The sequence below is a fragment of the Bacterioplanes sanyensis genome (assembly GCF_014652515.1).
GTDB classification, from domain to species: Bacteria; Pseudomonadota; Gammaproteobacteria; order Pseudomonadales; family Oceanobacteraceae; genus Bacterioplanes; species Bacterioplanes sanyensis.
Map to the genome: position 1 here is coordinate 354,166 of NZ_BMYY01000001.1, position 22,973 is coordinate 377,138.

General features: G+C 55.1%; 21 protein-coding genes. 11 read left to right on the top strand and 10 right to left on the bottom strand.

Annotated features, from left to right (window positions below; genetic code table 11):
• Window positions 1–35 precede the first annotated feature (35 nt).
• Window positions 36–878 carry an S-formylglutathione hydrolase gene (gene fghA / locus IE090_RS01705; protein ID WP_373296366.1) on the bottom strand — a complete coding sequence of 281 codons (843 nt, stop codon included), beginning with the start codon at window positions 876–878 and terminating at the stop codon, window positions 36–38.
• Between the two features lie 9 nt (window positions 879–887).
• Window positions 888–2,012: an S-(hydroxymethyl)glutathione dehydrogenase/class III alcohol dehydrogenase gene (locus IE090_RS01710; RefSeq protein ID WP_308428476.1), complete on the bottom strand. Its 1,125-nt coding sequence runs from the start codon at window positions 2,010–2,012 to the stop codon at window positions 888–890.
• Window positions 2,013–2,104: 92 nt separating this feature from the next.
• Here IE090_RS01710 and IE090_RS01715 point away from each other — a divergent pair, with 92 nt between their 5' ends.
• The 7 genes from IE090_RS01715 to IE090_RS01745 all read left to right on the top strand — a co-directional run bounded on the left by IE090_RS01715 (window position 2,105) and on the right by IE090_RS01745 (window position 7,903).
• The gene (locus IE090_RS01715; protein WP_229815334.1) at window positions 2,105–2,992 is read left to right on the top strand and encodes a LysR family transcriptional regulator; all 888 of its coding nucleotides are present in this window, start codon (window positions 2,105–2,107) and stop codon (window positions 2,990–2,992) included.
• 42 nt (window positions 2,993–3,034) lie between these two features.
• Window positions 3,035–3,607, top strand: coding sequence for a glutathione peroxidase (locus IE090_RS01720; protein WP_189386610.1), 573 nt, complete (start codon window positions 3,035–3,037; stop codon window positions 3,605–3,607).
• A gap of 329 nt (window positions 3,608–3,936) precedes the next feature.
• Complete coding sequence (locus tag IE090_RS01725) at window positions 3,937–4,866, top strand: helix-turn-helix transcriptional regulator (RefSeq protein ID WP_189386611.1); 930 nt, start codon at window positions 3,937–3,939, stop codon at window positions 4,864–4,866.
• 57 nt (window positions 4,867–4,923) lie between these two features.
• A complete protein-coding gene (locus IE090_RS01730; protein ID WP_189386612.1) occupies window positions 4,924–5,196 on the top strand; it encodes a hypothetical protein in 273 nt (90 codons plus the stop codon).
• Window positions 5,196–5,480, top strand: a complete 285-nt coding sequence (locus IE090_RS01735; protein WP_189386613.1) for a hypothetical protein — start codon at window positions 5,196–5,198, stop codon at window positions 5,478–5,480. The genes IE090_RS01730 and IE090_RS01735 overlap by 1 nt, the downstream gene beginning before the upstream one ends.
• Window positions 5,480–7,105: a PepSY-associated TM helix domain-containing protein gene (locus IE090_RS01740; protein ID WP_189386614.1), complete on the top strand. Its 1,626-nt coding sequence runs from the start codon at window positions 5,480–5,482 to the stop codon at window positions 7,103–7,105. Before IE090_RS01735 ends, IE090_RS01740 begins: the two co-directional genes overlap by 1 nt.
• Before the next feature lie 75 nt (window positions 7,106–7,180).
• Window positions 7,181–7,903: a hypothetical protein gene (locus IE090_RS01745; RefSeq protein ID WP_189386615.1), complete on the top strand. Its 723-nt coding sequence runs from the start codon at window positions 7,181–7,183 to the stop codon at window positions 7,901–7,903.
• A 251-nt stretch (window positions 7,904–8,154) separates the two neighbouring features.
• Here IE090_RS01745 and IE090_RS01750 read toward each other — a convergent pair whose 3' ends face one another.
• The 5 genes from IE090_RS01750 to IE090_RS01770 all read right to left on the bottom strand — a co-directional run bounded on the left by IE090_RS01750 (window position 8,155) and on the right by IE090_RS01770 (window position 14,151).
• Entirely contained in the window at window positions 8,155–8,826 is a 672-nt protein-coding gene (locus tag IE090_RS01750; protein ID WP_189386616.1) for a phospholipase D-like domain-containing protein, read from the bottom strand.
• A 238-nt stretch (window positions 8,827–9,064) separates the two neighbouring features.
• Window positions 9,065–9,415, bottom strand: coding sequence for a DUF3892 domain-containing protein (locus IE090_RS01755; protein ID WP_189386617.1), 351 nt, complete (start codon window positions 9,413–9,415; stop codon window positions 9,065–9,067).
• Window positions 9,416–9,679: 264 nt separating this feature from the next.
• Window positions 9,680–11,527, bottom strand: coding sequence for a long-chain-acyl-CoA synthetase (locus tag IE090_RS01760; protein WP_189386618.1), 1,848 nt, complete (start codon window positions 11,525–11,527; stop codon window positions 9,680–9,682).
• 29 nt (window positions 11,528–11,556) lie between these two features.
• Window positions 11,557–12,777, bottom strand: a complete 1,221-nt coding sequence (locus tag IE090_RS01765; protein WP_229815337.1) for an acyl-CoA dehydrogenase family protein — start codon at window positions 12,775–12,777, stop codon at window positions 11,557–11,559.
• Between the two features lie 75 nt (window positions 12,778–12,852).
• Window positions 12,853–14,151 carry an acyl-CoA dehydrogenase family protein gene (locus IE090_RS01770; RefSeq protein ID WP_189386619.1) on the bottom strand — a complete coding sequence of 433 codons (1,299 nt, stop codon included), beginning with the start codon at window positions 14,149–14,151 and terminating at the stop codon, window positions 12,853–12,855.
• A 166-nt stretch (window positions 14,152–14,317) separates the two neighbouring features.
• On the opposite strand from IE090_RS01770, the gene IE090_RS17980 reads away from it, so the two are divergent.
• A complete protein-coding gene (locus IE090_RS17980; protein ID WP_308428477.1) occupies window positions 14,318–14,794 on the top strand; it encodes a prepilin-type N-terminal cleavage/methylation domain-containing protein in 477 nt (158 codons plus the stop codon).
• On the opposite strand, the gene IE090_RS01780 is transcribed toward IE090_RS17980, so the two are convergent.
• Window positions 14,742–15,449, bottom strand: coding sequence for an adenosylcobinamide amidohydrolase (locus IE090_RS01780; RefSeq protein WP_189386620.1), 708 nt, complete (start codon window positions 15,447–15,449; stop codon window positions 14,742–14,744). The genes IE090_RS17980 and IE090_RS01780 overlap by 53 nt on opposite strands.
• 53 nt (window positions 15,450–15,502) lie before the next feature.
• On the opposite strand from IE090_RS01780, the gene yaaA reads away from it, so the two are divergent.
• Together yaaA and IE090_RS01790 are read left to right on the top strand one after the other, a co-directional pair.
• Entirely contained in the window at window positions 15,503–16,288 is a 786-nt protein-coding gene (gene yaaA / locus IE090_RS01785; RefSeq protein ID WP_189386621.1) for a peroxide stress protein YaaA, read from the top strand.
• The gene (locus tag IE090_RS01790; RefSeq protein WP_189386622.1) at window positions 16,266–16,850 is read left to right on the top strand and encodes a YajG family lipoprotein; all 585 of its coding nucleotides are present in this window, start codon (window positions 16,266–16,268) and stop codon (window positions 16,848–16,850) included. Before yaaA ends, IE090_RS01790 begins: the two co-directional genes overlap by 23 nt.
• A 37-nt stretch (window positions 16,851–16,887) precedes the next feature.
• Here the strand turns inward: IE090_RS01790 and IE090_RS01795 are convergent, their stop codons facing one another.
• Window positions 16,888–17,676, bottom strand: a complete 789-nt coding sequence (locus tag IE090_RS01795) for a CsiV family protein (protein WP_189386623.1) — start codon at window positions 17,674–17,676, stop codon at window positions 16,888–16,890.
• A complete protein-coding gene (mfd, locus tag IE090_RS01800) occupies window positions 17,673–21,182 on the bottom strand; it encodes a transcription-repair coupling factor (protein ID WP_373296367.1) in 3,510 nt (1,169 codons plus the stop codon). The genes IE090_RS01795 and mfd overlap by 4 nt, the downstream gene beginning before the upstream one ends.
• 142 nt (window positions 21,183–21,324) lie before the next feature.
• Here mfd and IE090_RS01805 point away from each other — a divergent pair, with 142 nt between their 5' ends.
• A complete protein-coding gene (locus IE090_RS01805) occupies window positions 21,325–22,770 on the top strand; it encodes a glyceraldehyde-3-phosphate dehydrogenase (RefSeq protein WP_229815339.1) in 1,446 nt (481 codons plus the stop codon).
• The last annotated feature ends 203 nt before the right edge of the window (window positions 22,771–22,973 follow it).

Sequence of the window (22,973 nt, forward strand, 5' to 3'; positions counted from 1 at the left end):
CAGCCACAAAAAAGCCCCGCCAATGCGGGGCTTTTTTATAGATTTAAATGGCGGTAATGAAAACGCAAATGCTCCTCAATAAAGCTTTGAATGAAGTAATAGCTATGGTCGTAGCCAGGGTGCTGGCGCAAGGTCAGCGGGTAGCCGCTGATGCGTGCGGCCTGCTCCAACTTCTCTGGCATCAGCTGCTGGACCAAAAACTCATCCGCCAGGCCTTGGTCGACTAAAGCGGGCAGGGCCTGCTCGGCCTTGGCCAACAGTTCGCTGCTGTCCCACTCGGCCCAAGTGCTCTGATCGCTGCCCAGGTAGGCATTGAAGGCTTTTTGCCCCCAGGGGCAGTGCATCGGACTGGCGATGGGGCTAAAGGCCGAAACAGAGTGATACTGCTGCGGTTTTTTCAATGCGCACAGTAGGGCGCCGTGCCCTCCCATGGAATGACCGCTGACGCTGCACTGCTCCGAGACGTCAAACTCCGCTTGGATCAGCGCGGGTAGCTCTTCGCTGATGTAATCGAACATGCGGTAGTGCTGGGCCCAAGGCGTTTGACTGGCATTGACATAAAAGCCCGCCCCTTGGCCCAGGTCGTAGCCGTCGTCATTGGCGACATTAGGCCCGCGTGGGCTGGTGTCTGGGGCGACCAGTACCAGCCCTAGCTCTGCAGCGGTGCGCATGGCACCGGCTTTTTGCATAAAGTTTTCATCGCTGCAGGTCAGCCCCGACAGCCAGTAAAGCACTGGCATGGGGTTGCCTGGCTGACAGCCAGGCGGCAAAAAGATGGCAAAGGTCATGTCGCCGTCAACACTGCTTGAGTGATGACGATAGCGGCGGTGCCAGCCACCAAAGCACTGGTTTTGACTGATCAGGGTCAAAGCGCTCATGCGGTCTCCTTAATAATGAATCACGCTGCGAATGCTTTTGCCTTCGTGCATCAGGTCAAACGCTTCATTGATGTGGTCGAGGGTCATGGTGTGGGTAATAAAATCGCTGAGTTTAAATTCGCCATTTAAGTAGCGCTCAACGTAATCCGGCAGTTCGGAACGGCCTTTAACACCGCCAAATGCCGTGCCGCGCCATACTCGTCCGGTGACCAGCTGGAAAGGACGGGTGCTGATTTCCTGACCGGCACCGGCCACACCGATAATGACCGACTCCCCCCAGCCTTTATGGCAGCACTCCAGCGCTGAACGCATCACATCCACATTGCCGATGCACTCGAATGAATAATCGACACCGCCGTCGGTCAGCTCGACAATGACCTCTTGAATCGGGCGCTCATATTGCTGCGGATTGATGCAATCGGTAGCGCCTAACTGGCGTGCCAGCTCAAATTTAGATTCATTGATGTCGATGGCCAAAATGCGGGTGGCACCGGCCATGACCGCGCCGATGATGGCCGACAAACCAATGCCGCCCAAGCCGAATACCGCCACACTTGAACCTGGCTCCACTTTGGCGGTGTTGACGACGGCCCCCATGCCCGTGGTGACGCCGCAGCCCAGCAAGCAGACTTCTTCTAGAGGCGCTTTGGGGTTGACCTTGGCGAGGGCGATTTCTGGCAATACTGTGTACTCAGAAAAGGTTGAACAGCCCATGTAGTGGTAAATGGTTTCGCCATTGCAGCGAAAACGACTGGTGCCGTCTGGCATCAAGCCCTGGCCTTGGGTGGCGCGAATTTTCTGGCACAGGTTGGTCTTGCCCGATAAACAGAATTTACACTCGCCGCATTCTGGGGTGTACAGCGGAATCACGTGATCGCCGACGGCGACGCTGGTGACGCCTTCGCCCACCGACTCCACGATGCCACCGCCTTCATGGCCCAAAATGGCCGGGAAAATCCCTTCAGGGTCTTCGCCCGATAGGGTGAAGGCATCGGTGTGGCAGACGCCCGTGGCGACGATGCGCACTCGCACTTCGCCGGCCTTCGGCGGGTCAACTTCAACGGTTTCGATGCTCAGTGGCTCGCCGGCTTTCCAGGCGATAGCCGCGCGGCAGGTCAGGGTTTGTGCAGACATAATGACGTTCCTGTGTTGGTCACAAACAAAGGCTGAGTGTAATCTTTTCAGATATTCTGATAATTCCCGCTTTCATAAAATAAGTGTTACAGATGAGTAATAATGATATGCCCTTACCCCAGTGGGAGGGCATTCGCGAGTTTGTCGCCGTGGCTGAGCAAGGCAGTTTTACCGGCGCTGCGCGCTGGTTAAAAACGTCAACGGCACATATCAGTCGGCAGGTGCAGGCATTGGAGCAGCGGTTGGGCACGGTGTTGCTGCATCGCACCACGCGCAAAGTCAGCCTGACCGAATCCGGCCAGCAGTTCTGGCAGCAATGCCGACCATTGCTGGACGCCTTGGCGGAGGCGGAGCGGGCATTGGGGCAGTGGCAGGCGACGCCAACGGGCAGGCTGCGCATCACCGCTCCCATGAGCTATGGCGAGCGCCATTTGGCGCCCTTGCTGAATAACTTTGCGGCGCGTCATCCGCAGTTGCAGCTGCATTATTGGCTCACCAATCAAACCTTGGATTTAGTCGAGCAAGGCTATGATTTGGCGATTCGTGTGGGGCCGTTGCAAGACAGTCGGTTAATCGCTAAGCGACTGGCCAGCCGGCGCTTGTTTACTTGTGCTTCACCGCAGTATTTGGCCAGTTTTGGCCGTCCCCTAACACCGTCGCAGTTGCGCCAACACCATTGCTTGGCGGGTACCCTCGACCATTGGCGCTTTGCTGGCGACGAAGTGGTGGCGATTACGCCACGTTTACGCGCTAACAGCGGCCCGGCACTGCTGGATGCGGCTTTAAAAGGGTTGGGGGTGGCACAATTGCCGGACTATTACGTCGCGCCCATGTTGCAATCAGGTGAGTTGGAGGCGGTGCTGAAAGACTATCAACCGCAAGACGAAGGCATCTGGGCTTTGTATTCACACAGCTTGCGCGCTTCGCCCAAAATTCGTTTGCTGATCGACTATCTGAGTGAACGCTTGGTGTTGCCTTAGTGTCACTGTATAGTCCTTGTATAAAATTTAAGGAGCGACTGCATGATGCTTAGTTACCGAGTTTTTCTCCCCTTTTTGATGGCCAGCGCATTGACGTTGCCGGCCCACGCAGATGAGCCAGCGTCGACCGATGGCAGTGACTGGCAGTGTCCGGCGATTTTCCAGCATGAGATGAAGCAGTTACACAGCTCGAACGTGCTCAACCTATGCGACGTGGTGGACGGCAAGCCGGTATTGCTGGTGAACACTGCCAGTCATTGCGGGTTTACCGACCAATTTGGCGATTTGGAAGCCATCCACGACAAGTACAAAGATCAAGGCTTGGTGGTGATGGGCGTTTCTTCCGATTCCTTTAACCAGGAGGCCGAAAGCGAAGAAGAAGCCGCAGAAATTTGCTTTAAGAATTTTGGCGTCTCCTTCACCATGCTGGCCACTGTGCCGGTGCGTGGCGACAGCGCTCACCCGCTGTTTGCCGAAGTGGCACGCCAGGATACGGCGCCCAAGTGGAACTTTTACAAGTATTTGATCAATCGCCAGGGGCAGGTGGTGAGCTCAAATTCCAGCATGACCTTGCCCGACGACGATGAAATTGAAGCTCTGTTAGCAGGTCAGTAAGCGCGCAGGCCAGTAAGCGCGCATAAAAAAGGCGCCCGATGGGGCGCCAAAACAAAGGATCAATTCTCACTCGGAGAGAGAGGAAGGAGAAAAGAATTGATACCCACGTGTGATACCTTCACCATTGTTTGGTTCCCACCTTCTAAGAATAAAATCTTACTTACCTCACCACCCTGAGTGCTTCGCGTTATATCCCTGGTGCCTCGAGTCAGAATTTACGGCGTTGGCCCATTTTGTGTTAAAACACCCACCTTGTTGAGAATGCTTATTACTAATCGTCAGGTTGTTATGCGTAGCCTGGCATTGGCTTTGGAAGCGGGGGCGGGTCTATGACAATAGCGTCAGCACGATTGGTGCGCGCTGGGCGGCGAGTCTATGCCGATGGCATTGGCAGTCACGATGGCCAGGAGCGTTGGGTCAAGGGGTGCATCTTTCGGCAAACCTTTGCTTCCGGTCTGGAGTTGCTGGGTGGCGATTACATCGAGCAGCAACAACGGCTGGCGGTTGCGACGGTGCAGCCGGCGCTGATTGTTACCCTGGTTGAGCAAGGCCGGGTGCGCTTTGCCTATGACCATAGCGAATATCGGCTACGCAGTGGGCAGGGTTTGGCGGTCAATGTGCAGCGCATGTGCAGCTTGGAACGCTGGCTCGACCCCGGGCAGCGTCAACGCAAAGTGCATTTGCTATTAACACCCAAATGGCTGCAGCAACACAGTGCCTTGCCCGCGACATTGCAGCAGTTGATCAGTCATCACCTGCAGTCCTGGCGTTGGCAGCCGTCTGAGGTTGCCATGGACATTTTGGCTCGCATATTGGAGCTGGCTGCTGTGGAAGACAGTTGGCAACGGCGTCTGCAACTGGAGCAACAAGCGTTAGCACTGTTGGTCGAATTTTTTTCGGCCTTGGCACCGGCAACGCTGGGCATGGACCGCGCTCAGCAGAATAGGGGTGGGGTTGCACAAGCCGTCTGCTTTGTTGAGCAGCACTTGTTTCAGCCGCTGACATTGGCGCAGGTGGCTGACGCTGCGCACTTAAGTGTGAGCAGTTTGCAGCGCCAGTTTAAGCAAGCCACTGGCGTGACCGTTATCGATTATCAGCGCCAGAGGCGTCTGGATGCCGTGTATGACGGCTTGCGCACCGGCCAACTGACCATTCATCAGGCGGCCTATCAGGCGGGTTACCGCCATGCATCCAACTTTAATACGGCATTTAAACGGCGGTTTGGTAAAACCCCGGGGGAATGTCTGGTGTCCGTCTAGTCAGGCTTAACTCAAGTACGCCGCGGCGGCATCTTAACGAGCGCTGAAGGAGGCGACATGACCGCATTGAGCTGGCTGGCTTATGTGCTGCTGCTGGTGCTGGGCAGTGTGCTCAGCTATTTAACCCACCCTAATCAAAGCTGGCGACAGCAACCGTTGACGCCTTTATGGGGCATCGCTGGCGTGGGCTTGCAGCTCACGGCAACAGGGTGGGGCATTGCCGAAATGGGCGGCTTAACTGGGAGTTTTACGGCACTGGTGGTATTGATGTTGGCCTACAGTGCGTGGCCTTGGCTCAGTGTAATGCTGGCGGCAAGAGGGCGCCTTTGATGAGTACTCAAGTGATTCGCGGCTGGCGCTGGTGCTGGCACACGTTGCTCGGTTTGGTGGTGGGTTTTTTGTTGGCCATCGGCTTTGTTGGCTGGCTGGGTTTTCTGACCCCTGGTGGTTTGGACGGCAACGATAAAGTGCAATTTTTAATGTGGTCGATTGCGCCCGTGTGGCTGCTGTTTTGGAGCGTGAGTTATTTATTTTCGGCTCGTCAGTGGCTGTTTGCCGTGGCGCTGGCCAGCGTGCTGAATATTACCTTATTAGCGTATCGGGGAGTGTGGTGATGCGGGTTCCAACTCATGTGATTAAAAACTATCAAGCCCTGCACACCTGGACGGGTATTATTGCTGGCTTACTGTTGTTTATCGGCTTTTTTGCCGGTGCATTAACCATGTTCGAGCGCACGCTGGACGACTGGAGCCAACCGCCGGTGACGCGCTTAGCCGCGCTCAACGTTGCGCAAATGGAGCAGCTAATCGAGCATGTGGCCGCCACTGAGCAGCCGCCAGAAAGCGGCTTTAGCTTGAATTTCGATGATCAAGCGCTGGCGCCTATGGTATGGGGGCGAGAGCGCGGTTTTAACGTTAATCCAAATCTCTGGTTGGCCAGTTTGGATGGTGACGGCCAGCTAGAGCTGCAGCAACAGCAACCGTCTAACCTGGCCACGCTCATTGACCAGTTGCACCAAACGGCGGGCATTCCAGGTACGTTGGGGCATGAGTCTTTGGGTGTCATTATTATGGGCGTGGCATCGTTGCTGTATTTTCTGGCGCTGGTGTCTGGGTTGATTTTATGGCTGCCGGCCTGGCGCAAAGATTTATTCGCAATGCGCAATGGACGCAATAAAAAACGCTTTTGGCTCGATGGCCACAATGCCGTTGGAATTATCAGTTTGCCCTTTCATCTGGTGATCAGCATCACCGTTGTGGTGTTCGCTTTTCATGATGTTTTTTATGGCTCGTTACAAGAGGCGGTGTACGGCGACAAGCCCATGTTTGATTTCAACAACGGCGTAACCCAGCAACAGCAACCATTGCAGCAGTTGGCTCCGTTGAGTAACGTCATTGCCCAAATAGAGCAGCGCGCACCGGATTACCAGCTCAGTCAGTTGGAATACTTGAGATTAAATCGCCCAGGCGCCTCGCTGCGTGCGTCTTTGGAGCACAACAGCGCCGTGGTGCGTGGGCCGCACGCAGCCTACCTGCTATTGAACCCTTACAGCGGTGAAATCATTGATGATACCTATATGCCAGACAGCGATTCTGGCTGGATGGTGCCCGTTACCAGTTTTTTTGCTTTGCATTTTGGCAGCTTTGGCGGCACCCCCATGCGTTGGGCCTATTTTTTATTAGGTTTGGGTGGGGCGTTTTTATTTTTCAGCGGCAATTTGCTGTGGCTGGAGGCTCGACGTAAAAAAATACGGCGCCACAGTAGCGAAGTTAGCCAACCACTGTCAGTGCGTGTGATGGCTAAGCTGACGGTGGCCATTCCGTTGGCGACCGTATTGGCGGTGGCCCTAGGCTTGGCGCTGTCAAAATGGCTGGCATTGTGGCCGCAGCATTCTAACTGGGATTTTATTGGGCTGTTTTATATCACCGTGTCGCTGTCATTATTTGCGGCTTGGCGGTTAACGGCCGGTGAGCTTTTGCTCACTTTGCTGAGGCTGCTGTCGTTGGCCTGCGCTTTGGTCCCCATTACGTCGCTATTGGCATGCGTAACCGATATTGGTCTGTGGCCGTCATCCGGTACTGGCTGGGGTGTCGATGCCGTGGCTGCAGTCTTTGCCGTATTGAGTTTCGTTGCCGCGAAGCGTTTGGCTCAGCGCCAATGGGCGGCAGACAGCCTTTGGCGCGTGCCGGCCATGGAGCCATCTCAAGCGCTGGCTAGGACGGATGCAAAGTCGGTGTAAACATGTTTTTTGGACTCTTGTACCCGAGGCGAGCAGCTGGTCTTCTAGTGACTTACATATCAACTGGGAGTTAACATGAAGAAATTAGCTGCACTATTGCCGATGAGCCTGTTGTGTGTCGCCTGCGGCGGTAGCGATAACGATCCGGTAAAAGGCTCGGTCGCTAAAGAAGTGGCGTTTGACTTAACCTTTGCCGAGGGTTGGACGGCAGAGTTTGCCGACTACCCAGACGGCAGCGACGATATTTATCAACTCAGCTCAACCATTGGTCAGTTGCCGGCGCCGCTTCAACAACTGCGTGGGTTAAATCTGCAAGGCACCAACCGCAGTGATGACTTATTCATGTTTGCCCACCGTAAACTGACCGGGTTAAAAGCCAGCCAAAACTATCAGGCGGATATCGAGCTGACCTTTGCCACTAATGTGGCCAGCGATTGTTTTGGCGTCGGTGGCTCACCCGGTGAAAGCGTTTATGTTAAGGCTGGTGTTGAGCAAATTGAGCCGCAGGTCAGCGTGGGGGATGAAGGTTTGTTTACTCCGAATTTTGAACATGGTGATCAGTCGGCTTCCGGCAAGCGTGTGAAAACACTGGGTGACTTTGCCAATAGCCAAGACTGTGGAATGAATCCAGAAACGCCTTATGAGTTAAAAACTGTCAGTACCACTACACCGATCGAACTCACCAGTACCGCCGACGGCGAAGCCTGGGTCATCGTTGGCACAGATTCAGGTTTTGAATCCACCACCAGCATTTGGTATGTCAGCGCAGAGTTGGTGTTGAAGCCGCAGTCACTTTAACCAACGTATTATGTCTACGGCTGCAGTAGCGGCCGTAGTCGGCGGCGGTACCGATATCGTACCTAGGCGAACTATCGGGACAGTGTATGGGTCAAAAACTCCCCTAAATGCGCCGTTCAAACTCTCCCGCGTTATTCCGTGTCTGGCCACTATTGTCTGTGAGGCACGCCTCGCCATATAACTGGGATGGTCTGCTAAAGCACGCATGAAGGTTATTGGGCTGAAGGGTCAGTGCAGCTAGTAAGCGAGTGTTATGGCTGAAAAATATCCGCAGGCCAGGAAAAAGACACGCCATGTGAGCTAGTGACCAGGCGTGCGCCAGCTTCTTTGCCTGCATTGGTGAGAATAAACATGCCTTCGTATTCGGTCATGTAGCCTTTTTTAAGTAGCTGGGCGATGATTTCAGCAGTCGATAAATGATGGGCTTTTGCCAGTTGTGGAATGGTCAGGCGCTCGGCAGTGTCGCTTTGTTGGTTGGTGAGCTCTTGCTTGGATACGACTTGGTCACCCTGGCGCAAAATACGCCCCACTTCTTTAATGGTGTTTTTATAGAGTTCCGCGTCATCTTTTAATGTCGCCAGTACACCCATTTCCGCCAGCTGATCATGGCCAAAGTCGTCCAAGCCCAAACTGGTAATAATGGTGGCGTTATCATTGATGTAGCAACGGGCCTGCAAGCCTGCGACATGGCGCAGTTGTATTGCTGGGTGTTGTTTAAACCAATGGTGGTCATCAGGGCTGAGGCGTTTGTCACCACATACAATTCGTATTTCTACTCCTTGCTGGGTTTTGCTGGCCAATAATGCCTGCAGCTCTGTGTTCAGTCGAACCACTGGGCTAATGAGCACCAGATGCTTCTTGCTGTTGCTGATCAGTACATGCAACGCCTGGGTGAGATCTTGGGTGGATAGAAAGCGGGCCATGCCAATCCCTGTGCGAGTCACTGGATCTTCAGTTTAGTGTGATCTGGCGTTCGAATACCAGCGTTGGGCAGTTTTGGGCGTGGCTGGTGATGGCCCGTTCCAGAGGTGCATCTGCCTCGGCCACTTTGAGCTTAAGGACTGGCGCTTCGGAAGCATTGCCATATAACGGCGAATGATATGGCTACGAAGCCAACTTTATAGCGCCTTACTGCCGATGGCAATCCGCATGCGTTGGCGGTTAAAAGTCGGGTAGCTCGTCGAGCCCATCACGGGCTTGGCGGTCGAGGCTGGTTTTAACAAAGCGCTCGCCTTGAATGCCGATGCTGACGATTTTTCGCAGTAACTGTACTTCGCCTTGCTCGGGGCGAGCGGCGTAAACTAGGTCGCCACGGCGTAAGGATTGAATCAGCTCTTCACGCCGAATGGTGTAACCACTGCCCAAGGTGCGGCCGCTCCAGGCGTGTAAGCGCACATGACTCACCTGATGACCATCGCGCCGCACGGCGGTGACGACAAAGTCCGGCGTGAGACTGACGTGTGCTTGGCTGGCAGTCATGGAGATACGCCTCTGGTCATGCTTTAAAGTCATGTTACTGCCTGACATAAAATGATTGTGCGAACCAGCTCAACAATTGATCACCTGATATGAATCTGTCATTAGGGTAGGTCGTTTCAGTGACAGATCTATTATAACTGTGTGTTATATCACAATCATTCCAGCCAGTGTCAGGGGGTGGCGCTATTTGGCCGAGTAGAACGTCAGGAGAGTCGCTCGTGAATGGCAGCTCTGAGGCGAAGTGGCATTTTTATGGGCAAATAAGGCAACACTCTCGAGAAGGCGTTGCCCCAAAAATTATAGGTTACGCAATTGCTGCGCTTGCTCACCGGTTAATGGTTGATATTGATGGGTGTGGGGGGCGAGCCACCAAACCGGACCGCTGACTCGCTCTGGGTAGTACGCCTCTTGCTTCAGTTCGACCTTGCGGTACTTGAAGGTGCCAGTCACCTGCGCTTGTTGGCTAAGACGCATAAATACCGGAATGGCGTAATGAGGGAGTTTTTCTTGCAAGTGGCGGGTCAGCCGCCCCCAATCAAGATGGTTGGCATCGATGTTGAGCGTAAGCGCTGCCATGCCAGCGCGGCCGTCACAGTCTGGCACCTCAACACCGTACACTACGGCGTGCTCAATACCGGGGAATTCCATCAAGATGGATTCCACTTCGGTGGTGGCGACGTTTTCTCCTTTCCAGCGAAAGGTATCGCCGGTGCGATCGGCAAAGGCGATGTGGCGAAAACCTTGATTTATGACCAGGTCGCCGGTGTTAAACCAGCAGTCGCCGGGTTTAAAAACATCACGCAGCAGTTTTTTCTCCGTCGCTTCGGCGTCGGTATAACCTTCGAAGGGTTGTTTGTCGTTAATTTCAGTAATTAACAAGCCACTGCTGCCGCGCGCCACCTTGGTCATAAAGCCTTGGTCGTTGCGTTTGGGTGTGTCTTCTTCAATATCAAATTCCACCACGCTGTAGGGCAGCGGGCAAACGCCGGCGGTTTTATCCAAATTAAAGGCATTGGTAAATACCAGGTTGCACTCGCTGGCGCCGTAAAATTCATTAATGTGCTCAATGCCAAAGCGTTGTTTGAACGCCATCCAAATTTCGGGTCGCAGGCCATTGCCGACCACAACGCGTACCGAATGTTGGCGGTCGTCGGCTTGCTCCGGGCGATTGAGTAAATAGCGGCACAGCTCGCCGATGTAGCAAAAGGCCGTGGCCTGATGGCGGCGAATATCGTCCCAAAACCGACTGGCGCTGAATTTCCGTGCAATGGCAATGCAGCCACCGGCGCCTAAAACGGCTGCCAAAGAAACGGTTAATGCATTGTTATGGTACAGCGGCAGGCTGACGTAGAGGGTATCTTTTTTGGTCAGCTTCATCGAAGCCAGTCCCATACCGGCCATGGATTTATGCCAGCGGTAATGGCTCATCACGGAGGCTTTGGGCATGCCTGTGGTGCCGGAGGTGAAAATGTAATAACAAGGTTGATGCATTTTCACCTGTGCGGTACTGGCCGGGTTATGGCAGGGCTGCGCCATCATAACGGCGTCAATATCTTGGTAGTGGGCGGGTTTTTCTAATTGGCCGTGATCGCGCCAGTAATACAACTGAGTGGCCAGCTCAACGGGGAGCTGGCTTTCTACCGTGCTTAAATGCTCGACCACCTCTTCGCCGCAAATGATTAACTTGGGTTTAACCAGATTAATACTGTGTAGTAATACCTCGCCACGTTGCGACGTATTGAGCATGGCGGCAATGGCCCCGAGTTTTACCGTCGCCAACACGGCAATCAGAGTTTCTGGGCGGTTTTCCAGCAGGATACCGACGGCATCACCGCTGTGCACGGCTTGGCTGGCCAAAAAATGCGCCAGCTGGTTGGCGCGTAGATTGAGTTCGCCATAGCTGTAGGTAATGCCCTCAAATCGCACGGCAATATGTTCAGGTTGGCGTGCGGCATGCTGCTCCAGTAATAAGCCAATGGAGCGCTGGCGTTGAGGCTTGGTGGCAATGAGTGCTGCCAAACCTTTTAGGGTGGTGGGCAGTTTCGGCGTTTGGGCAATGGCTTGGCGAATGATGTTGCATAGGCTGACTTCGCGTTGTTTTATGCCGTTTTCCGGTAGCTGTTGCAAGCTGGTGGTGGAACTCATGGCGGCCTCGTTTTATTTATTGTTATGGGTTATTTCAGCTCGGCAGAGGTTTTGCCCAGCAAGCGACGAGCAATAATGAGCTGCTGAATTTGCTGCGTGCCTTCGAAAATATCGAGAATTTTTGAATCGCGCGCCCACTTTTCTAATAATTCATCTTCGCTGTATCCCATGCTGCCTAATAATTCGACGCAACCCAAGGTAATGGCGTTAGCACTGCGGCCGGCTTTGGCTTTGGCCATGGAGGCTTCTTTGGAATTGGGCAAACCGTTGTCTGCCATCCAAGCGGCTTTCAGAGTTAATAGGCGTGCTGCTTCCCAATCGGCTTCATAGCGATACAGCTGGTTTTCAATGGCATGGCTATTTTTTAAGCTGCGCTTGTAATCGGCGCGAATACCGACATTGGCGAGCAGCTCGCGGGTGCGATCTAACGCGGCTTTGGCCAGGCCAACGGCCATGGCGGCGACCACCGGCCGTGTATTATCAAAGGTTTGCATAACACCGGCAAAACCTTGTTCGGTATTGACCTCGGGAGAGCCTAATAAATTGGCCGCCGGCACACGACAATCGGTAAAGGTAATGGCGGCGGTATCTGAGGCTTTAATGCCGAGTTTTTTTTCCAGCCGCACTACCTCCATGCCAGGCGTGCCTTTTTCCACCACAAAGGATTTAATTGCCGCGCGCCCTAGGCTGCGGTCCACACTGGCCCACACCACCACGGCATCGGCACGCTCGCCTGACGTCACGTAAATTTTTTCGCCATTAATGATGTAATCCTCGCCATCGCGCGTGGCGGTGGTGCGAATGGCGGCGGAATCCGAGCCGGCGCCGGGCTCGGTAATGGCCATGGCGGCCCAGCAGTGGCCAAAACGGCGTAGCTGTTCATCATTGGCGACGGCGGCAATGGCGGCGTTGCCTAAACCCTGGCGCGGCAGGGTTAGGGCCAGGCCAACATCGCCCCAGCACAGCTCTTGCAGGCCCAGCACCGTAGTCATATTGCTGCCGTTGTGATTACCAGCGTCTTTGCTGCGCTGTTGCTTGAGCTGGCCGGCACCGGCGCTGTTGCCTTGGCCCGTTTCGGCCACAGCGTCGTTCATGCCATCCATAATGGCCGCCAGCATATCCAGCTCGACCGGGTAGGCATGCTCGGCGCGGTCGTACTTGCGTGAAATGGGCCGAAATACCTGCTCAGCAACTTGGCGCGCTTGGTTGACCAGAGGGCGCAGTTTTTTCGGAGTTTCTAAATGAATCATGGCTGTCTCCTTGCGAGTGGGCCTTGTCGGTGGCGCTTACGGCCAGCCATTACAGGTGGCTTTTACAGGTGGCTTTTACAGGTGCAGCCCGCTGGTTTGGCAGGCGAGGGCACGCAAATCTCGGTACCAGCGCTCGGCTGGATGCTCTTTGGTAAACCCGTGGCCGCCCAGCAGCTGCACGGCCTGCGTGCCAATTTGCATGGCTTTTTCTGCGCACAGCGTATGCGCCAGGTACGCCTCGCGATGAAAGCTCATGCCGGCATCGGCTCGCGCCGCCGCGCGCCAGGTCAGCAGTCGCATAGATTCCAGTTCAATGGCGATGTCGGCGAGTGCAAAAGCCACGGATTGGCGATGGCTGATGGGCTCGCCAAACGCTTCGCGCTCGTTGCAATAAGGGATTAAATAATCCAGCGCAGCCTGGGCAGTGCCAGTAGCCAAGGCGCACCAATGCAGCTGGCCCAAATCGATAAAGGCTTGGTAATCGAATGCCTCGCCGCGCCCTAACAAATGGCTTTCTGGCACATCCACTTTATTCAGGGTCAGTGTGCCTGTGGTGGCGCAGCGCAACCCCATGGCTGGGCTGGCTTTAAAGCTCAGGCCTGGGGTGTCCGCGGGCACAATAAACACGCGCGGCTTGCCGCCTAAGCGTGCGGCCACTAAATACAGCTCGGCCTTGCCGCCTAACGGCACCAGAGCTTTTACACCGGTTAAACGAAAGCCGCGGCGGGTTTTGTGCGCTTTGCAGCTGAGGTTGTGCGCTTCAAATAATGGATGTGGCTCTTGTACGGCGATGGCGGCTTGATAGGGGGCCTCTTGCACAAAGGCCGGTAGCCAGGTCGATTGTTGCTCAGCGCTGCCCCAACGGCGAATGGCACTGGCGACGGCTGCCGGGGCTAATGCGGTATAGGCCAGTGACAAATCCCCCCAGGCCAGCGCCTCTGCCAGTACGGCGCTGGTGGTCACGCTTTGACCATCATCGCAGGCGCTGCCACCAAAGGATTCCGGCACGGCCAGGTGGCTGATGCCTAGCTCATGGCATTGCTGAAAAAACTCTGCGCTCACGCTGAGCTGTTGGTCAGCTTCCAGTGCCATCGGGCGCAAAACATCGCTGGCCACGGCACGCATGCTGTCCTGAATCATTTGCTGCTCGTCGGACAAGCTCAAATCAAACAGTTGGCGCTGTTGAGGAGCGGCCAATAACGGTGTTTTGGGCTGGCGCTTGGCCAGCCATTGGCCGGCCCATTTAAAGCCATTGCGGGTGGAATGGTAAGCCAAGCGCTCGGCCGGTTTGGCCAAGCCGTATTTTTGTGCCCAAGCACTGCCAGCAAAGCGGATTGCCAAGCCTAGGCCCACGCCCTGAATGTCTTTTGCCATGCTGCTCACCTCGTTAAAAACTTGCATCAGTGTCTCTGCCTATGAGGTGCTAATCATTGGCGCAGGTGTCGAACGGTACGGGCGGCCGTGCCAGTGGCGTAGGCGTGAGCAGGCAGCTGGTATACACTGTTTGCCTGATTTTTGTTCACTGTATTGTGGAGACAGCGTGGTCAGTCGGGCCTTTACCCTTATCGAGCTGGTGTTAGTTTTGGTGGTTATTGGCGTGCTGGCCGCTTTCGCGTTACCGCGCTTTGTCGACCTAGAGCGCCAAGCGCGCATAAGCACGCTGAACGGTGTGGCCGGCAGTATGCGTGCCACCATTGCCATTGTGCAAAGCAAGGCTAGGGCGCAGGGCCTATCGCCGGTGGCATCGAATCCGGTGTCTGGTGGCAATCAGTCTGGCTTTTTAGTCACTACAGAAGCGGGCACGTCCGAGGTGGATTGGCGCAACCTATGCCCAGAGAGCCGAGCCGAGCTGGGCGATACCTTAGCCATGCCGGATCATATCGGGCTGTCTGGCAGTGGTGGCTTGCAGCAGCAGGTGGACAATCAAAGCACCTGGGTCGGTTACGACTTTAATACCTGTACCGTTATTTACGACTCGTTTGCCTGCACGGTGACCGTGGTGACCAGCGGCTGTTAACCGCAGCCCGGCAAGCCTGATAAACACTTTCTCCCAATGCCTGCCCCAGGGGCGTGTGCTTGCCGCAATAGCTGGCTTCTGTGCCTTGATCTGGGCAAAACACAGCATGGCTGTCAGTGCCGGTGCCGCCGGCGGGTAAATGGCTAATCGGGCTGACTACGCCTTCATCCAGGCAGGCCTGCACGCGTGCTTCCGTGACCAGCATTAACGCCTCCGCCAGTGCAGCCGCCGACAAAGCGGTACTGATCCATACCGCAATGTTAATGGTGCCAGGCACGGGAGCATCATCGGCTGGGTCACCAATGCGGCGGCAGTTGCTCAAGCCACAGGTGAGCCAGCAGTGAACCTGCTGTGATGCCGCTACAGCGCTTTGATGGTGCAGGCTGCTCAGCTCGGCGGCGGTCATCATGCCGACCACTCGGCCGTTAAGTGCCAAACGCTCTGCCTCTTGTTGTAGGGTGTGTGCGGGTGGCTGATGGCAGTCGGCGCCGCTGACGTGCAAATTCAGCCAAGCGTCGGCCAAACCATAACCGCCATTAAGCACCGCTGAACTGAGACAGCGCTGTGGCTTGGCAAAAGAGAGCGTCATGCTGTTGGCGTGCTGCCGTAACTGCGGCAAATTATCAGCCTGATAGGGGGATTGCATTTGGGTCATGGGCGGGCTGTCGTTATGATGAGCATCATTTAAAGACAAAGGAAATTTGCGCCATGTTAACGCTGCTTTCCCCGGCGAAAACGCTGGATTTTGACACGCCGCCCACCACGGACCAAGCCACCCAGCCGCGATTTTTAGACGACTCCGCTGCCTTAGTGGACGAGCTGAAGCAATTATCGCCCGACGACATCGGCCAGTTGATGAAGCTCAGCCCTAAGTTGGCTGACCTCAATGCGCAGCGCTTTGCCGACTGGCAGCTGCCGTTTACTGCAGAAAATGCCAAAGCGGCGATATTGGCGTTTAAAGGCGATGTTTATACTGGCCTTGAGGCCGAGACCTTCGACGAGTCGCAACTGGCGTTTGCTCAGCAGCATTTGCGCATGCTCAGCGGCTTGTATGGCGTGCTGCGACCGCTGGATTTGATGCAACCCTACCGCTTAGAAATGGGCACTAAGTTTGCCAATCAGCGCGGCAAGGATTTATACGCCTTTTGGGGGGATCGCATTACCCAGTCGCTAAATGAAGAGCTGGCGCAACATGACAACGCTGTGGTGGTGAATCTGGCGTCTAATGAATACTTTAAAGCGGTGAAGCCAAAGCAGCTGCAAGCTGAGCTGATTACCCCGAACTTTAAAGACGAAAAGAATGGTCAATTTAAAATCATTAGTTTTTACGCCAAAAAAGCCCGTGGCATGATGGCGGCTTACATGGTGCGTAACACCATCGATACCCCCGAAGCTTTGAAGGCTTTTGATGTCGCCGGTTATCGTTTTAGTGAGGAAGACAGTCGTGATAATGAATGGGTATTTAAACGCTATGAAAAGGACATTCCTGCTTAAACCGTTGGCGCTGGTGGCTGCGGTCAGTGCTTTGAGTGGCTGCGTGCTGGCGCCACAAACCATCGAACTAAACGACAGTGTGGCATTGGCCGCTGGCAACAGCGTGCCCAATCGCGATGCCTTGGTGCGAGTGGTGGATCAGCGCTCAAAATCACCAGATTGGATTGGTCATCGTGGTGGCCGAGCACCAGAAAACTCGCCTTTATTGGTGAGTGAGTCGCTGGATGCTGCCCTCAGCAAGCGCTTGCAGGATTCACTGCGCCAGCTGGGCTTTGGCAGCGGCCCATTGCCGCCTTTGAAAGTGCAGCTCGACATTAACCAGTTTATGTACCAGTGCAATGAAGGTGTCATCGTCAATGAATGTGGTTTAGAGATCGAGCTGGAAGTCACGGTGATCGATGACGATGGCCGTTTTAGTAAGCCTTATCGACTGCGCCAGACGCGCGAGCTGGCGGTGTCGCCGGTGCAAGATTACAACCAGAAATGGATCAACGAAGCGCTGGATTCGCTGTGGCAGCATATGTTTAGCGACGGCGAGCTGCGCCGGGCGCTGGGGGCATAAAGCCGGTGAGTCGATCCGTTAGATGGCAAAGAGCCGGTCAGCTGACCGGCTCGCCATTGAGATCTTTAGCATCATTAATGGGAATGATCTTAATGATGGCGCCCAGCATCGGGTGATCAATGTAATGCCACTCACCCGAGCGCATGCGCCTGGCTTGGCGCACATGGGCCGCACGCAGCGGTATTAGCTCGGGTTGTTGGCTGGCCAAGCTGCGTTGATAGCGCTCGGCTGTTAGATCTTTGCTCAGCTCGCTGGCCAGCACTCGGGTGCGGCCCAGCAAATCTTGCCGCTGCTTGTAGTGCTGCACTACTAAGTCGGTGGTGAAGTGCAGGTAGCGGCTGAGGTAAATCGATACCGTACCGCGAATGTCCATGCTTAAATCGCCATCCACGCGAATGCTCAACGGATGCTGGATGGCGCTGTCTTGCTCCTGCACCGGTTCAACCCAGGCTTTGTGATACACCAGCTGCATGTCTTTGCGCCAGCGAATGCGCGCCGCTGGGTCGTCTAGCTCGTAGACAGTGCTTTCGGTTAACGCCGGTGGCCATTTGGCTTCGGGCACTGGCAGTACGCCAAAGCGCGACAGCAGTGCCTGATTAGGCTGGTCGCCGCCGTCGGCATTCAGCCACCAATTGACGTTGGCTGGATCGTCTGGCAATGCCATTGGAATCGGGCTGTCGATGGCCACGGGCCATTGCTCGCTGTCTTGGCTGGCTTGATCCAGGTAGGCCACCAGCATCAGCTCAATGCGATACCAGGGCGTGGCCTGGGCTTGTGAAGAGAGCAATAGCAAACACGCCAAAGCGCAGAAAATCAGCCGGTTCACGCGTTAGGGTCCTTTTGTAACTCGGTCAGTACCTGGTCGATGACACTGAAACGGCCGTCGATACTGCTCATATTAAAGAAGAAACGCAAGCTGTGGCCGCCCTCTAACTTGTAGTGTTGTGGCTGAGTTTGCACTAAGCGCACCAGCACAAAGGGGTCGACCTGGGTGTCGGCGGCAAATTCGATGCGCCCAGCGTCGCTGCCGGCATCCAACTTACTGATGCCCATGGGTTGCAGTCGCAGTTTCAAGCTGGTCTGGCGGAACAGATTTTTTACCGCATCGGGCAACAAGCCGAAGCGGTCGATCATTTCTACCTGCAACTCTTTCAGCTCGGTGTCGTCTTTAGCGCTGGCAATGCGTTTGTACAGGGTTAAGCGGCTATTAACGTCGGGCAGGTAATCCTCCGGAATCAGCGCCTGAAGGTGCAAGTTGACCTCGGCGCCAGTGTTGAGGGTTAAATCCACCGACGGTGTTTTGCCCGACTTCATGGCTTTAACCGCTTGCTCTAACATTTCCATATACAGGGTGAAACCAATGGTTTCGATCTGGCCGCTTTGCTCTTCCCCTAATAACTCACCGGCGCCACGAATTTCTAAATCGTGGGTGGCGAGCATAAAGCCAGCCCCCAAATCTTGCGCGGCGCTGATGGCATCGAGGCGTTTTTCGGCGTCTTTGGTGAGCTTTTTATCCGGTGTTAATAAATAGGCATACGCCTGGTGGTGCGAGCGACCCACTCGGCCACGCAGCTGGTGCAGCTGTGCCAGACCAAATTTATCGGCGCGCTCAATAATAATGGTATTGGCCGACGGCACATCGATGCCGGTTTCGACGATGGTGGTGCACACCAGGACATTAAAGCGTTTGTGATAAAAATCACTCATCACACTTTCCAGCTCACGCTCGGACATTTGCCCATGGGCGACGCCAATGCGTGCTTCGGGAATGGCTTCGCTCAGCTCGCGCGCGGTTTTGTCGATGCTTTTGACTTCGTTGTGCAAGTAATACACCTGACCGCCGCGTAATATTTCCCGCAAAATCGCTTCTTTGATGGTGGGGCCGTCGTGCTGGCGCACAAAGGTTTTTACGCTCAAGCGTTTGGCCGGTGGCGTGGCGATAATGGATAAATCGCGAATCGCCGCCATCGACATATTTAACGTACGCGGAATCGGCGTGGCGGTGAGGGTCAAAATGTCCACTTCCGCGCGCAGCGATTTAATGCGCTCTTTTTGCTGCACGCCAAAGCGGTGTTCTTCATCGATGATTAACAGGCCTAAGTGATCAAACTTCACATCTTTTTGCAGCAGTTTATGTGTGCCAACCACAATGTCGGTTTTGCCTTCCAGCATGCGATCCAGCGCCGCTTGCGTGTCTTTGGCAGAGTTGAAGCGCGACAACACATCCACCTTTACCGGCCACTCGGCGAAGCGGTCGGCAAAGTTTTCATAGTGTTGCTGGGCCAGCAAGGTGGTCGGCACCAAAACGGCCACTTGCTTGCCACTTTGCACGGCTAAAAACGCCGCGCGCATGGCCACTTCGGTTTTGCCAAAGCCAACATCGCCGCACACCAGACGATCCATGGGGCGGGTAGAGCACATGTCTTTGATCACGGCGTCGATGGCGGCTTGCTGGTCGGGGGTTTCTTCAAACGGAAACGCAGCGGCAAAGCGCTCATAGTCTTGCTCGGGGGCGTCAAAGGCAAAGCCTTTGCGTGCCTCGCGACGGGCGTAAACGTCGAGCAACTCGGCAGCGGTGTCACGAATTTTTTCTGCCGCTTTGCGCTTGGCTTGGGCCCATTTTTCAGTGCCTAGTTTATTCAGTGGTGCCTGGCTGCCATCGCCGCCGCCGTAGCGAGAAATTAAATGCAGCGATGATACGGGCACGTATAAATTGGCGCCGCCGGAATACTCGAGTTTTAAAAACTCGTTCACTTCACCGCCGGCATCCAGCGTTTCTAGCCCTAAATAGCGGCCTACGCCATGATCTAGGTGCACCACCGGAGTGCCTGGCTGCAATTCGGATAAATCACGTACCACCAGTTCGGCGTCGGTTCGCTGTTTTTGGCGGCGGCGGCGTTGTTGAATGCGCTGGCCAAAGAGCTGGTTTTCCGTCACCAGAGCCAAGGGTGGCTGGCCGTCAGGCTTGGTGTGGATAACGACGCCTTGCTCCAGTGGCGCGACGACAATGCCTAAAGACGCAGGGTCGTTGGCGGCATCGGCCCAGCTGTCGAACTCGTCTGGCACCAGTTTGGCGCGGCGTAACAGGTCTTTGAGGGCTTCGCGTCGGCCTGCTGATTCCACACAAAAGCGCACGCGTCTTGGTTGTTCTTGCAGCCAATGTTGCAGGCGCTGCAGCGGCTGCTCCAAGCGGCTGTCGGTGCTGATGTCAGGCAGGGGCTGGGTGGCAAAAGCGACGGCGCCAGCGCGTTCAGGCAGGTTTTGTTGATGCCACTGAATGCGCGGGTGCTCGTTTAGCGCGGTGAATAATTGGTCGGTGGCGAGAAATAGCTCCGCGGGCGGCAAAATAGGGCGCTGGCGATCGTAGCGTCGGCTTTCATAGCGTTGCTCGACTTCCTGGCGAAATTGCTGAGCCGCGGTTTCCAGCTCGGCATCGTGAATGATCAGGGTTTGCTTGGGCAGGTGGTCAAACAGGCTGCCCAGTGGGTCAGCAAAAAACAGCGGTAAATAGTATTCCACCCCTGGCGGGGCGATGCCGTTGCTGACATCGGTGTAGACGCTGCTGGATTTCGGGTCTTGTTCAAAAAAGTCAAACCAGCGGCTTTTAAATAAGCGCATGGCGGCTTTATCCAGCGGGAATTCGCGCGCCGGCAAAATGCGAATTTGCTCAACGGTAGCTATGGTGCGCTGGCTGTCTGGGTCGAAGGTGCGCAGGCTTTCGACTTCGTCATCAAACAGCTCAACCCGAAACGGCAGGCTTTGGCCCATCGGGAAAATATCCATAATGGCGCCGCGCACGGCATATTCGCCATGTTCATATACGGTATCAACACAGTGGTAGCCGGCCGCTTCTAATTGCAGGCGTGTATTGTCGACATCAAACCGAGCACCGACGTCGAGGGCAAAGCTTTGGCCTTGATAAAAGCTGGCCGGTGGCAAGCGGTGCAGCAGGGTGCTGATGGGCAAAATCAGTACGCCGTGGCGAGTGTCCTGCAGTTGCGCCAGCGTCGCCAAGCGCTGCGAGATGATGTCTTGGTGCGGCGAGAACACGTCGTAGGGCAAGATTTCCCAGTCTGGGAAGTGCAATACCGGGAGCTGGCTGGCAAAAAAGCGCAGTTCGTCTTCCAGGCGCAAAGCGCTGCTGGTGTCGGTGGTGATGACCAGCGTCAGGCCGGTTCGCGCTGTGGCCGCTTCAGCGATGGCCAGTGCCTGGCTGGCACCCTCAAGCTGACCCCAGAAGCGGCGTTCGCCGGCACGGCTTGGAAGTTCTGGCTGCAATAACAGAGGTTGGTTGGCAGACACCACGCGGGCAAGCTCCTTGCTGGATGACAAAAGGGCGCTCAGTGTACCGAAACTCACCGAGCGCCGCGATGCAGCGCATCACTTGCGGCAACACACAATTGTGAATCCGGCATGACACGGGCATAATGTGCGCCCCGAATTTGCCATTAATTTGTTTAACGGAAGGTGTGCCGTGAGCCAAGACATGCGTGAAGCCTGTTTGAAGGACTGGATGGAGCGTGAATCCATTGCTGAGTCCATGATTCCACTGATCGGTGGTTTGTACCGTCAAAACAACGTCGTCACGGCGCTGTACGGTCGCCCAGTCATTAACCGTTCTGTGATTGAGTTGATCAAGGCGCATCGCTTTGTTCGCCATATGGAGAACGAAGAGCTGTCGGTACACGACACCTATCCAGTATTGAAAGCCATGAGCGAGCTGAACATCGCCCGTGCCCACGTTGACATCGGCAAGCTGGCGGTCAAGTTCCGCAAAGAAGGCGAAGGTCGCGATGTTAAAGAGTTCGTTGCTGATGAGCTCAAAGACATCATGGGTCAGTCACCTGCCGAAGGCGAAGACCGCGACGTAGTGCTGTATGGCTTTGGCCGTATTGGTCGTTTGCTGGCGCGCATCCTGGTAGAAAAATCCGGCGGTGATAACGGCTTGCGTTTGCGTGCGATCGTTGTGCGTCGCGGCAAGGGCGATGACCTGGTGAAGCGTGCTAGCCTGCTGCGTCGTGACTCAGTACACGGCACTTTCCGTGGTACCTTGAGCATTGATGAAGAAAACGAAGCCATCATTGCTAACGGCAACTACATCAAGGTGATTTACGCCAACAACCCGGCTGAAATCGATTACACCCAATACGGCATCAACAATGCCCTGGTCATCGATAACACCGGTGTATGGCGTGACGAAGACGGCCTGGGTCAGCACCTGCAAGCCAAAGGCACCGCGCGCGTATTGTTAACGGCGCCAGGCAAAGGCGACCTGAAAAACATCGTTTACGGCATCAATAATGGCGACATCGACAGCAGCGACAAGATTTTGTCTGCGGCGTCTTGCACCACCAACGCCATCACGCCGGTATTGAAAGTGATGCACGACCGCTTTGGTATTCAAAGTGGCCACGTTGAAACCGTGCACTCGTACACCAATGACCAAAACCTGATCGACAACTACCACAAGGGTGACCGTCGTGGCCGCAGTGCGCCACTAAACATGGTGATCACAGAAACGGGCGCAGCTAAGGCCGTTGCTAAAGCGCTGCCAGAGCTGAAAGGCAAGCTGACCGGCAACGCGATTCGCGTGCCAACGCCGAACGTTTCGATGGCGATTCTGTCACTCAACTTGAATAAAGAAGTAAGCGTGGACGAAGTGAATGACTTCCTGCGTGAGCAGTCACTGCATTCAGAGCTGCAAAAGCAGATCGATTGGGTCAACTCACCAGAAGTGGTTTCTACAGACTTTGTTGGCAACAGCCACGCTGGCATCGTTGATGCTCAGGCCACCATCGTTAATGGCCAACACGTTAACTTGTACGTTTGGTACGACAATGAGTACGGCTACAGCCGTCAGGTGGTGCGCATCGCCCAGCAAGTGTGCGGTGTTAATTACGCGACCTACCCGGCGCGTTAAGCGACCCAAAAAGCCGCTGCCTGTGCAGCGGCTTTTTTTTGGCTAAGCTTCAAGCATTTTATGGAAGGGTCAAATGATGTGTTGTTCGACTAAGGTATGTGTTTGTTCGTTTTGACCTGCGAGCCCGTTTTTAAGCCGCTAGCCGAGTGTGAACCGGCCCCAGATTATGGCCCCTGGTGCGGTGGATTCTTGGCCCTACCATC